The organism is Gemmobacter sp., from assembly GCF_016792925.1.
In the GTDB taxonomy this organism is placed as follows: domain Bacteria; phylum Pseudomonadota; class Alphaproteobacteria; order Rhodobacterales; family Rhodobacteraceae; genus Gemmobacter.
The window spans coordinates 1-10,902 of sequence record NZ_JAEULU010000098.1 but is presented as its reverse complement, the minus strand read 5'-3'; the positions used below and the strand labels follow the sequence as shown (position 1 = coordinate 10,902).

Annotated in this window: 12 protein-coding genes; 8 read left to right on the top strand and 4 right to left on the bottom strand. The window is 64.9% G+C overall.

The features are described 5' to 3' along the window. The first annotated feature begins 75 nt into the window (after positions 1 to 75). The 6 genes from JNN06_RS05065 to JNN06_RS05040 all read left to right on the top strand — a co-directional run bounded on the left by JNN06_RS05065 (position 76) and on the right by JNN06_RS05040 (position 3,468). Positions 76 to 636: a TetR/AcrR family transcriptional regulator gene (locus tag JNN06_RS05065; RefSeq protein WP_291238505.1), complete on the top strand. Its 561-nt coding sequence runs from the start codon at positions 76 to 78 to the stop codon at positions 634 to 636. Beyond that, positions 633 to 974 (top strand): multidrug efflux SMR transporter, encoded by a 342-nt coding sequence (locus JNN06_RS05060; protein WP_291238504.1) that lies wholly within the window; start codon positions 633 to 635, stop codon positions 972 to 974. Before JNN06_RS05065 ends, JNN06_RS05060 begins: the two co-directional genes overlap by 4 nt. Before the next feature lie 187 nt (positions 975 to 1,161). Further along, positions 1,162 to 1,617 carry a DUF2852 domain-containing protein gene (locus tag JNN06_RS05055; protein ID WP_291238506.1) on the top strand — a complete coding sequence of 152 codons (456 nt, stop codon included), beginning with the start codon at positions 1,162 to 1,164 and terminating at the stop codon, positions 1,615 to 1,617. A 63-nt stretch (positions 1,618 to 1,680) separates the two neighbouring features. Next, positions 1,681 to 2,124, top strand: coding sequence for an RDD family protein (locus JNN06_RS05050; RefSeq protein ID WP_291238503.1), 444 nt, complete (start codon positions 1,681 to 1,683; stop codon positions 2,122 to 2,124). A gap of 127 nt (positions 2,125 to 2,251) precedes the next feature. Further along, positions 2,252 to 3,088, top strand: coding sequence for an arginyltransferase (locus tag JNN06_RS05045; RefSeq protein WP_291238502.1), 837 nt, complete (start codon positions 2,252 to 2,254; stop codon positions 3,086 to 3,088). Continuing rightward, positions 3,085 to 3,468, top strand: a complete 384-nt coding sequence (locus JNN06_RS05040; RefSeq protein WP_291238501.1) for a VOC family protein — start codon at positions 3,085 to 3,087, stop codon at positions 3,466 to 3,468. Before JNN06_RS05045 ends, JNN06_RS05040 begins: the two co-directional genes overlap by 4 nt. Before the next feature lie 188 nt (positions 3,469 to 3,656). Here the strand turns inward: JNN06_RS05040 and JNN06_RS05035 are convergent, their stop codons facing one another. Further along, positions 3,657 to 5,519, bottom strand: coding sequence for a PhoX family phosphatase (locus tag JNN06_RS05035; RefSeq protein WP_291238500.1), 1,863 nt, complete (start codon positions 5,517 to 5,519; stop codon positions 3,657 to 3,659). A gap of 427 nt (positions 5,520 to 5,946) precedes the next feature. Here JNN06_RS05035 and JNN06_RS05030 point away from each other — a divergent pair, with 427 nt between their 5' ends. Together JNN06_RS05030 and ilvN are read left to right on the top strand one after the other, a co-directional pair. Next, positions 5,947 to 7,722, top strand: coding sequence for an acetolactate synthase 3 large subunit (locus tag JNN06_RS05030; RefSeq protein WP_291238499.1), 1,776 nt, complete (start codon positions 5,947 to 5,949; stop codon positions 7,720 to 7,722). Positions 7,723 to 7,797: 75 nt separating this feature from the next. Next, positions 7,798 to 8,358: an acetolactate synthase small subunit gene (gene ilvN / locus JNN06_RS05025; protein WP_291238498.1), complete on the top strand. Its 561-nt coding sequence runs from the start codon at positions 7,798 to 7,800 to the stop codon at positions 8,356 to 8,358. Positions 8,359 to 8,404: 46 nt separating this feature from the next. Here the strand turns inward: ilvN and JNN06_RS05020 are convergent, their stop codons facing one another. From JNN06_RS05020 to JNN06_RS05010, 3 genes are all read right to left on the bottom strand, one after another. Continuing rightward, positions 8,405 to 9,178, bottom strand: a complete 774-nt coding sequence (locus JNN06_RS05020; protein WP_291238497.1) for an enoyl-CoA hydratase-related protein — start codon at positions 9,176 to 9,178, stop codon at positions 8,405 to 8,407. Between the two features lie 62 nt (positions 9,179 to 9,240). After that, positions 9,241 to 9,687: a cytochrome c-type biogenesis protein gene (locus JNN06_RS05015; RefSeq protein ID WP_291238496.1), complete on the bottom strand. Its 447-nt coding sequence runs from the start codon at positions 9,685 to 9,687 to the stop codon at positions 9,241 to 9,243. A gap of 5 nt (positions 9,688 to 9,692) precedes the next feature. Next, a partial coding sequence (locus tag JNN06_RS05010) for a cytochrome c-type biogenesis CcmF C-terminal domain-containing protein (RefSeq protein ID WP_291238495.1) occupies positions 9,693 to 10,902 on the bottom strand: 1,210 nt, incomplete at its 5' end.

The window sequence follows — 10,902 nt, the reverse complement described above, 5'->3', positions numbered from 1 at the left end:
GATACCGGCGGGTATTTTTCTTGACAGAAAAGATACCGCAGGGTATGTGTCGGACATACCCGGAGGTATCTTTTCATGTCCGACGCGCATCGCAAGGCCAAGACGCCCGAACAGACCCGCCGCGCCCTGCTGGATCGGGCGGCGGCGCTGGCGCTGCATCAGGGCATTGCCGCCATTACCCTGCCCGCCGTGGCCGAGGCGGCGGGCGTCACCAAAGGGGCGGTCTTCCATCATTTCGGATCCAAACAGGGGCTGACCGAGGCGCTTTGCGCCGATCTGATCGCGCGGATCGACGCCGAGGTCGATACTGCCCTCGCCGAAGATCCGGGCGGCCATGGCTGTTTCACCCGAGCGTATGTGCGCTGCACCTTTGCCCCGCAGGGCGCGGCCTCGCCCTGGTCGGCGCTGTCGCTGTCGGCGCTGACCGATCCGGCGCTGGCGCGGATCTGGGCCGACTGGATGACCGCCCGGCTTGCCCGCCATGCCGCCACCGATCAGGGCATCGCGCTGGAAATCGTGCGGCTGGCAGCCGACGGCTATTGGCTGGCCGCGCTGCAAGGCCATGCCCCCGAGGACCGCGACGGGATCCGTGCCCGCCTGCTTGCCGCAACCCCTGCCGACCGGAGCGCCCCATGACCCGCACCAGCCTTTATGCCATCCTCGCCACCGCCATCGCCTTCGAGGTGGTCGGCACCACCTTTCTGGCGCAAAGCGCGCAATTCACCCGCGCCCTGCCCACCATCGGCATGGCCCTGTGCTATGGCGTGGCGTTTTACTGCCTTTCGATCGTCTCGACCGCCATGCCCATCGGCATTGTCTATGCCGTGTGGAGCGGGCTGGGCATCGTGTTCATCGCGGGGGTGAATTTCCTGCTGTTCCGGCAAGCGCTGGACATCTGGGCCCTGCTGGGGCTGGCGCTGATCATCGCCGGGGTTGTCATCATCAACACCTTGTCGAAATCGGTTTCGCATTGAGCAAAACCCAGACGCAAACCCACAGGCCAACCCGCTGATCGCCTTGGGCGGGCATTATGTAAAAATCTTTCACATCACCCCTTGCGCGACCGGCGCGGCTGTCCCATCTTGGCTCATGTGAAAGACATTCACATGCAACACCAACCGGGAGAGACCGCCGATGTTTACCGCGACCCCTGCCGCCGTCATGGGCGGCCCCTCTGCCACCGGGCAGCGCCCCGGCCCGATCCGCCGCGCCGGGGCCTGGCTGGATGGCCATGGCCGCAAGGCCTGGATCACCGCCATGGTGCTGGGCTTCATCGTCTTCTGGCCCCTGGGCCTGGGTCTTTTGGCCTTCATGCTCATGACCGGCCGTTTCAGCCGCCACGCCTATCAGGGCCAATCCTTTCAAGGAGATACCGAGATGTTCTGCCGCAAATCCAATGCCCGCAGCGCCTTTGCCACGCATTTCCGCAGCTCGGGCAACAGCGCCTTCGACGCCTACAAGGCCGATACGCTGAAACGTCTGGAAGACGAGCAACACGCCTTTGAAACCTTCCTGCAACGCCTGCGCGAAGCCAAGGACAAGCAGGAATTCGACCGCTTCATGGACGAGCGCGCCGCCCAGGTGGTGCCCGCCGACGAGGCCTCGGCGGCCAATTGAGGCCCCCCAGCGGCAGCCCTTCGGGGCTGCCCTTCCCTGCCCCCTTTGTCACGGACCCGACCGATGTATGCCACGCCCGCCACTTTGCCCGACCCCGCCTATCAGCCTGAATTCTATCGCGGAACCGCTACCAAACGCGCGCTTGCCTGGGTGGTGGATGTCATCCTGATCGGCGTGCTGACCGGGCTTGCCTCGCTGCTGAGCCTCGGCATCGGGCTCTATTTCCTGCCGGTCGTCTATATGGTGCTGAGCTTTAGCTATCGCGTGCTGACGCTGTGGGGCGGCTCGGCCACCTGGGGGATGCGGCTGATGAATATCGGCCTTCTGACCCGCAATGGCGAACGCTTCGACCTGAGCCATGCGCTGCTGCACACCATCGGCTATACGCTGTCGGTCGGCACCTTCCTCGTGCAACTGCTGTCGATGGGGCTGATGCTGATGTCGGCGCGCGGCCAAAGCCTGAGCGATCACGTTCTTGGCACGGTCATGATCAACCGCCCGCGCTGACGCGAAAAATCCTTCAACAATCGCGCGAAAAAATCACGGTGAACGGGTTGCGGAGCGCTTGGCGACAGGCGTTCCGCTTGCTAAGCTGCCCGCTATTCACATCCTTTCCCCGGCAGCCAGCCCCCAGATGCGCCACACCCTTCCCATCGCGCCGCAATTCTACGTGACGGCTCCGCAGGCCTGCCCCTATCTGGACGGGCGGATGGAGCGCAAGCTGTTCACGGCCTTGCAGGGCGATCACGCGCAGCGGTTGAATGACACGCTGTCGAAACAGGGGTTCCGGCGCAGCCAGAATGTGCTGTATCGGCCCAGCTGCGCCGAATGCTCGGCCTGCCTGTCGGCCCGCATCCGGGTGGCGGATTTTCAGCCGAACCGGACGCAGAAGAAAATCCTGCGCAAGAACATGCATTTGCGGCGCAATGCCACCTCGCCCTGGGCGACGGAGGATCAGTATCAGCTGTTCCGCCGCTATCTGGATACCCGCCATGCCGATGGGGGCATGGCCGATATGGATATTTTTGAATTCGCCGCGATGATCGAGGAAACGCCGATCCGCAGCCGGGTGATCGAATATACCCGCCCGGCCGCCGAGGGCGAGCGCGGGCGGCAATTGTCGGCCGTCAGCCTGACCGATGTTTTCGATGACGGGCTGAGCATGGTGTACAGCTTTTATGACCCCGATCTGGCGGGCGACAGTCTGGGCACCTATCTGATCCTCGATCACGTCGACATCGCGCGCGAGGCCGGGCTGCCTTACGTCTATCTGGGCTATTGGGTGCCGGGCAGCCGCAAGATGGGGTACAAGGCGCGGTTTTCGGCGCTGGAGATCTATAAGGGCGGCGTCTGGCAGGATCTGGGCGACCCGGAGGATCACACCGCCGAGCTGCACCCGCTGTCGGTGGACCCGATTGCCGAGCAGGTGGCGCGGATCGCGCTGCCGGAGGCGCGGGGTCATCAGGAGTGACGCGGCGGCTGGGGGCGGTGGCGCTGATTGTGCCCGATTATCAGGCCGGGCTTGATTTCTACGTGGGAAAGCTGGGGTTTGATCTGATCGAAGATGTCGATCAGGGGCGCAAGCGCTGGATCACCCTCGCCCCGCCGGGCGGTGGCTGCGCGCTGGTGCTGGCGCGGGCCGATACCGAGGCGCAACGCGCGGCGATTGGCGCGCAGGGGGCCGGGCGGGTCTGGCTGTTTCTGGAAACCACGGATTTCGCCAGGGATCATGCCGCGATGCTGGCGGCGGGCGTGCTGTTCGAGGAAGCGCCGCGCCAGGAGCCTTACGGGATGGTCGCGGTCTGGCGCGACCCGTTCGGCAATCGCTGGGATCTGCTGCAACGGCTGTGACACCGCCCCCCCCCTTCACCATATCCGCTAAGACCAGCCGCGCCCAAACCGAGAGGTTCGGGGCGGCGTGGCCCTCGGAATTTGGATATTTGAGCCAAGGTGAATGGAGGACCGGCGCGCGGGACTTTCCAACGCGCCGGAAGGGCATTTAAGGGCGAAGGCAGAGGCGATGGCCTCTGCCAAGGCCCTCAGGCCAGCGTGGCGCCATCGGTGCGGCGGATGGCGATGAGGGTGGAACGCGGCAGGCCGCCCGCCATATCGGGGAAATCGCCGCCCGGATGCTGGATGCCGACAAAGACGGTGCGGCGGTCAGAGGCGAAGGCCATGCCGGTGACCTCGGCGCCTTTCGGGCCGGTCAGGAAACGCTCGATCTGCCCCGAGGCCGGATCGCCCACCAGCATCTGATTGTTGCCCTGACCGAGGAAATCGCCCTCGTTGCTGTCTTCGCCATCGGTCTGGATCCAGAGCATGCCGGTCGTGTCGAACATCATGCCATCGGGCGAGTTGAACATATTGCCGGAATGGATGTTCGACGACCCGGCATAGGCATCCTTGTGGACATCCGGGTTGCCCGCCATCACGAACAGATCCCAGCGGAAGCTGTCGGCTGCGTGATCCTCTTCTGCCGGATACCAGCGCACGATCTGGCCATAATGGTTCTCGGCGCGCGGGTTGGGGCCGCCCACCGGGGTTTCATCGCCGCCGGCATTGGGCTTGACCGCACGGTTCTTGTTGTTGGTCAGGGCGCAATAGGCCTCGACCGCGCGGGGGTTCACCGCCACCCATTCCGGGCGGTCCATGGTGGTGGCGCCCAGTTTGGAACCGGCCTGCCGGGTGTGGATGCAAATCTCGGCCGCCGACATGCCGGTGGCCTCGGGCGTCAGGGCAAGCCATTGGCCGGTGCCATCCTCGGCGAATTTGGCGACGTAAAGCTGGCCCTCGTCCAGCAGCGCATCGGTGGGCGCGCCGGGGGCATAGCTGCCAGCCGAGACGAATTTATACAGAAACTCGCCGCGCTCGTCATCGCCCAGATAGACCACCACGCGGCCATCGCGGGCCAGCGTGCAGGCGGCGTTTTCATGCTTGAACCGGCCCAGGGCGGTGCGTTTCACCGGCTTCGATTGCGGATCGGCGGGGTTGATTTCCACCACATAGCCGAAGCGGTTCGGCTCGTTCACGTTCTTCACCAGATCGAAGCGCGGGTCGAACTGTTCATAGCCATAGACCGATTCCGCCTCGATACCGTAGCGGGCAAAGGCCTCGGGCAGCTTGGCCTCCAGATCGGTGGCGCCGAAATAGCCGTTGAAGTTTTCTTCGCAGGTCAGATAGGTGCCCCAGGGCGTGCGGCCCGCGCCGCAGTTGTTCAGGGTGCCCAAGACTTCGGTGCCGGTCGGATCGGCGGGGGTGCGGAGCCACTCATGCCCGGCGGCGGGGCCAGCAAGGCGCATCGGCGTGAGATTGGTGATGCGGCGGTTGAAGGGGCTGTCCTGGACGATGGCCCAGCCCTCGGGGGTTTCCGCCACTTCCATCACCGTCACGCCTTGCAGGTTCTGCAACAAGCGCACATCGGCCTCGGATTTCACCTTTTCTTCCTGTTCTTTCGGCAGGTTGATCTCGGGGTTCACATATTCATGGTTCACCGCGATGACCTGATGGCCGCCGATGTTGAACAGCTCCATCCCGTCGGTGTTTTCGCCAAACACCCGGTCGGCCCCCTGCGACGGCACGCCCTTGGCGGCATCATAAGCGGGCGCGTCGGAGAAGAGCGCATCGCCCCAGCGCGCGACCGGCTTCCATTCATAGCCTTCCGGCACATGCACGGTGCCATCGGTGGCGACCGGGATCGGCTTGAAGGCAAAGCGCGAGGTGGCGGCATGGGCGGCGCTGCCCTTCAGCGCGCCCATGACCGAGGCGGCAGAGCCAAGCGCCACCAGCCCGGTCAGGAAACCACGGCGCGACAGGCCTTTTGCCACGATACGGTCAAAGTCGGTGGTTTCCGGGCGGGCGCTGCGGGCCTCGTCAAATTCGTCGAAGGAAAAGCGGTCGGTCATCTGTCTGGCTCCTGCAAGCTGGATGCGTGTTTGGCGCCAGAGGTGACAGGGCTTTGTGACAGGGAAATTGCGCCGGAATGAAGGTTCGGTGAAGGCGACTCGGGGGGATGGGGCCGGAAGATCGGGTGCATTTGCGAAAACTTCGCCGCACCGGGAGGATGGCGCAAGAAAAGTTCAACTTTCGCAGCCATGGCGACATTTTCCGCGCAGATTTGCCATTGACGCCCCCTGCCCGGCCCCATAATGTCCGGCCCATCGAAACGGTTTTCGGAGTGGAACGCGATGCGCGCGCTTCTTGTACTTGTTGGGATCAGGCGCATGGGCCGGTAACGGTTGACCATCTGGTTCCCCATGCGCCCCCGAGGAAACTCCGGGGGCTTTTTCGTATCCAGTCAGCCGCGGCGAGGCGGCGCAGAGGAAAAGAACAATGACCAAGGCGAAGGACAGCACCCCTAACACCATGTCGGGTGCCAAGATGATCGTGAAAGCGCTGAAGGATCAGGGCGTTGAGGTGGTTTTCGGCTACCCCGGCGGGGCCGTGCTTCCGATCTATGACGAGATCTTTCAGCAAAACGACATCCGCCACGTTCTTGTGCGGCACGAACAGGGCGCCATTCACATGGCCGAGGGCTATGCCCGCTCCACCGGCAAGCCCGGCGTGGCGCTGGTGACCTCTGGCCCCGGGGCGACCAATGCGGTGACCGGGCTGACCGATGCGCTGCTGGACAGTATCCCGATCGTGGTGCTGTCGGGCCAGGTGCCGACCTTCATGATCGGCACCGATGGCTTTCAGGAGGCCGATACGGTGGGCATCACCCGCCCCTGCACCAAGATGAACTGGCTGGTGAAGGATACCGAGCGGCTGGCCGAGACCATCCACACCGCGTTTCATGTGGCGACAAGCGGCCGCCCCGGCCCGGTGCTGATCGACATTCCGAAGGATGTGCAATTCGCCACCTCGGAATATGTGACCAAGGAAAAGGTGAAGCCCTCGCATTACCAGCCGAAGGTGAAGGGCGATATTGACCAGATCACCCGGCTGGTCGAGATGCTGGAAACCGCCGAACGCCCGATCTTTTACACCGGCGGCGGCGTGATCAATTCCGGCCCGGCGGCGAGCCAGCTCTTGCGCGAGCTGGTGGAGGCCACCGGCTTTCCCATCACCTCGACCCTGATGGGTCTGGGCGCCTATCCGGCCAGCGGCAAGAGCTGGCTGGGGATGCTGGGGATGCATGGCCTCTATGAGGCCAATCTGGCGATGCATGGCTGCGACCTGATGATCAATATCGGCGCGCGCTTTGATGACCGGATCACCGGGCGGCTGTCGGATTTCAGCCCCCATTCGGTGAAGGCGCATATCGACATCGACCCCTCCTCGATCAACAAGGTCGTGCGGGTGGAGGTGCCGATCATCGGCGATGTCGGGCATGTGCTGGAAGACCTGCTGCGCATCTGGAAATCGCGCGGGCGCAAGGTGAACAAGGAAGGTCTGGGCAAGTGGTGGGCGCAGATCAAGGAATGGCAGGCGGTCAATTGCCTTGATTACAAGGGCAGCGAAAAGACCATCAAGCCGCAATATGCGCTGCAACGGCTGGAGGCCCTGACCAAGGGCATGGACCGCTATATCACCACCGAAGTGGGCCAGCACCAGATGTGGGCGGCGCAGTTCCTTGGCTTTGAGGCGCCGAACCGCTGGATGACCTCGGGCGGTCTGGGGACCATGGGTTACGGTCTGCCGGCCTCGATCGGGGTGCAGATTGCCCATCCGGAGGCCCTGGTGATCAACGTGGCGGGCGAGGCCAGCTGGCTGATGAACATGCAGGAAATGGGCACCGCCATGCAGTTCCGTGCGCCGGTGAAGCAGTTCATCCTGAACAATGAACGCCTGGGCATGGTGCGGCAGTGGCAGGAATTGCTGCATGGCGAGCGGTATAGCCATTCCTGGAGCGAAAGCCTGCCCGATTTCGTGAAACTGGCCGAGGCCTTTGGCTGCAAGGGCATCAAATGCAGCGATCCCAAGGATCTGGACGATGCGATCATGGAGATGATCCGCTATGACGGGCCGGTGATCTTTGATTGTCTGGTGGAGAAGCATGAAAATTGCTTCCCGATGATCCCGAGCGGCAAGCCGCATAACGAGATGCTGCTGGGCGAGGCCGAGACGCAGGGCGTGATCAAGGCTGGCGGCGCAGTGCTGGTGTGACAGGTCGCGCGGGGGGCTGTCTGCCCCCCGCACCCCCCGAGGATATTTTTGAACAGAAAATGAAGGGAGGGCCGGATGTCGGCGCTCAATATCAAAAAGGGCTCGGTGAGCCATTCTGCCTATGAGCTGCGCGATCCCTATGCCGAGGTGATCGAAAGCCATACGCTTGCGGTGATCGTCGCCAATGAAAGCGGTGTGCTGGCGCGGGTGATCGGGCTGTTTTCGGGCCGGGGCTATAACATCGACAGCCTGACCGTGGCCGAGGTGGACCATGAGGGCCACCGGAGCCGGATCACCATTGTCACCCGGGGCACGCCGCAGGTGATCGAGCAGATCAAGGCGCAGCTGGGCCGGTTGGTGCCGGTGCATGCGGTGCATGATCTGACGGTGGAAGGCCCGAGCGTGCAGCGCGAGCTGGCGCTGGTGAAGGTTTCCGGCAAGGGCGAGGCGCGGATCGAGGCGCTGCGGCTGTGCGAGATTTTCCGTGCCAAGGTGGTCGATTCGACGCTGGAAAGTTTTGTCTTCGAGATGACCGGCACGCCGGAAAAGATCGACGCCTTTGCCGATCTGATGCGGCCTTTGGGCCTGTGCGAGATTGCGCGCACCGGCGTGGCGGCGCTGTCGCGCGGCGTGTGAGGGACGTGTGAGCTGGAAGGCCCCCTGCGCGGGGGCCTTTCTCGTTTCAGGCGCCGGTAAAGCGCGGCGGGCGTTTTTGCAGGAAGGCCATGACGCCTTCGCGGAAATCGGCGCTGCGCCCGGCCTCGCCTTGCAGCCGCGCCTCCAGCGCCAGTTGGCTGGGCAGGTCGTTGGCGTGGCTGCTGCGCAGCGCCTGTTTCAGCGCGCGGTAAGCGCCGGTCGGGCCTTGCGCCAGATGGCTTGCGCGGGCGGCGATCTGGGCGGCGAACTGGTCATCCGGCACACATTCATAGATCATGCCCCAGGCCTCGGCCTGTCGCGCGGGGATCTTGTCGGCAAAGAGGCAGGCGCCCATGGCGCGGGCGGCGCCGATCTGGCGCGGCAGCCACCAGGTGCCGCCGGCATCGGGGATCAGGCCGATGCGGGTGAAAGCCTGAATGAAGCTGGCGCCCTCGGCCGCGATGACCACATCGGCGGCCAGCGCGAGATTAGCCCCGGCCCCGGCGGCCGCGCCATTGACGGCGGCGATGGTGGGCAGCTTGCAATCGTAGATCGCATTCAGCAGCGGCACATATTCGCCGTTGAGGATGTCCTCGAACGGCACCTCGGCGCCCAGGCTTTGCGCATCGGCCAGATCCTGCCCCGAACAGAAGGCGCGGCCCGCGCCGGTGAAGACGATCACCCGCGCCTCGGTTTCGGCACGCCCAATGGCGGCCAGCATGTCGCGGCGGAGCGAGCTGGACAGGGCGTTCATCACCTCGGGGCGGTTGAGGGTGATGGTGGCGATGCCGTCTTGCAGCGCGTAAAGGATCGGTTCCATAAAAGCCTCCCGTTTGCGCTCAGCCTAGCCGTGCGCAGGCGCGGGGCAACCGGAACGGCGCGTCACGGTTTGAGGATTTCGCGCAGGCGGGCCTCTTCCTCGGGGGTCAGGGCCTCTGGCACGGGGGCGCTGCGGCGGCTGCGGATGAAGGCGGCGGCCATGGCGCCGCCCGCCAGCAACATGGCCGGGCCCGCCAGCCACAAGAGCCAGTTGGCCCCGGTGGCGCGCGGCTCGAACAGCACAAACTCGCCGTAACGCGCCACGATGAAGTCGATCACCTCATCGTTGCTGTCGCCCGCCACCAGACGCTCGCGCACCAGCACGCGCAGATCGCGGCTGATGGTGGCATTGCTGTCGTCGATATTCTCGCCCTGACAGACCGGGCAGCGCAGGCTTTGGCTGATCTCGCGGGCGCGGGCCTCCAGTGCGGCATCGGGCAGGATTTCATCGGGCTGCACCGCGAAGGCGGGGCTGGCGAGAAAGGCGAGCAGGATCAGGAATTTGCGCATCGTTCTTACTCCGCCGCCACCGGAGACGCCGCCGTGCGGCGGGCGCCCGCCGCGACACGGTAACGCCGGTCGGTGAGCGAGAGCAAGCCGCCAAGCGCCATCAGACCGCAGCCAAACCAGATCCAGTTGGCGAAGGGCTTCCAATAGCCGCGCACCGCGAAGCCGCCGCCCTCTTGCGGGTCGCCGATCACCAGATAGATGTCGCGGAACAACCCGTAATCCAGCGCCGCCTCGGTGGTGGGCATGGCCTGCACCGGGTAGACGCGCTTTTCGGGATGGAGGGTGGAGACGAGGCGCCCCTCGCGGCTGACCTCCATCGTGGCCATGGTGGAAAGGTAGTTCGGCCCCTTTTCCTCATGCACCTCGACCAGCTTCACCTGATAGGCGGCGAGGTCGAAGCTCTCGCCGATGCGGACCACCTTGATCACCTCGGTGGCCCAGCCCATCATGGCGGCGACGGCAAAGATGGTGACGCCAAGCCCCGCATGGGCGGTGGCCTTGCCCCAATCGGCGCGCGGCAGGCGGGCGAGACGGCCAAGACGCTCGGGCCAGGGGCCGCGTCCGGTGCGGCTGAGAAGGTCGATGGTCGCGCCGCCGACCACCCAGAGGCCAAGCGCCCCGCCCACCGGCACCAGGGCCGAGCCGCCGGTCTGGATGGCGAACAACAGCCCGGCCAGCGCCACCGACAGGATGGCCAGCGGCGCGAGCAGGCGCAGGATGCGGCCGCCTTGGGCGCGCTTCCAGCCCAGCATGGCGCCGACCGGCAGCAACAGCGCCAGCGCCACCATGAAGGGCGAGAAGGCGGCGTTGAAGAAGGGCGCGCCGACGCTCAGCTTGCGATCCCACAGGAGTTCCGCGACCAGCGGCCAGACCGTGCCGACAAAGACCACAAAGCTGGACACGGCCAGCAGCAGGTTATTGGCGACCAGCGCGCTTTCGCGGCTGACCATGCCAAAGACGCCCTTCGCCTCCATCGCGCTGGCGCGCAGCGCAAACAGCAGCAGCGCCCCGCCGGTGAAAACGCCGAGGATCATCAGGATGAAGACGCCGCGCTCGGGGTCGGAGGCGAAGGAATGCACCGAGGTGATGACGCCGGAGCGGACGATGAAGGTGCCGATCAGGCTGAAGCCGAAGGCCATGATGGCGAGCAGGATCGTCCAGGCTTTCAGGCTTTCGCGTTTCTCGACCACGATGGCGGAATGCAGCAACGCGGCC

Coding starts and splice junctions, on each gene's coding strand:
- JNN06_RS05065 (WP_291238505.1), top strand. CDS start 76: ATGTCCGACGCGCATCGCAAGGCCAAGACGCCCGAACAGACCCGCCGC.
- JNN06_RS05060 (WP_291238504.1), top strand. CDS start 633: ATGACCCGCACCAGCCTTTATGCCATCCTCGCCACCGCCATCGCCTTC.
- JNN06_RS05055 (WP_291238506.1), top strand. CDS start 1,162: ATGGGCGGCCCCTCTGCCACCGGGCAGCGCCCCGGCCCGATCCGCCGC.
- JNN06_RS05050 (WP_291238503.1), top strand. CDS start 1,681: ATGTATGCCACGCCCGCCACTTTGCCCGACCCCGCCTATCAGCCTGAA.
- JNN06_RS05045 (WP_291238502.1), top strand. CDS start 2,252: ATGCGCCACACCCTTCCCATCGCGCCGCAATTCTACGTGACGGCTCCG.
- JNN06_RS05035 (WP_291238500.1), bottom strand. CDS start 5,519: ATGACCGACCGCTTTTCCTTCGACGAATTTGACGAGGCCCGCAGCGCC.
- JNN06_RS05030 (WP_291238499.1), top strand. CDS start 5,947: ATGACCAAGGCGAAGGACAGCACCCCTAACACCATGTCGGGTGCCAAG.
- ilvN (WP_291238498.1), top strand. CDS start 7,798: ATGTCGGCGCTCAATATCAAAAAGGGCTCGGTGAGCCATTCTGCCTAT.
- JNN06_RS05020 (WP_291238497.1), bottom strand. CDS start 9,178: ATGGAACCGATCCTTTACGCGCTGCAAGACGGCATCGCCACCATCACC.
- JNN06_RS05015 (WP_291238496.1), bottom strand. CDS start 9,687: ATGCGCAAATTCCTGATCCTGCTCGCCTTTCTCGCCAGCCCCGCCTTC.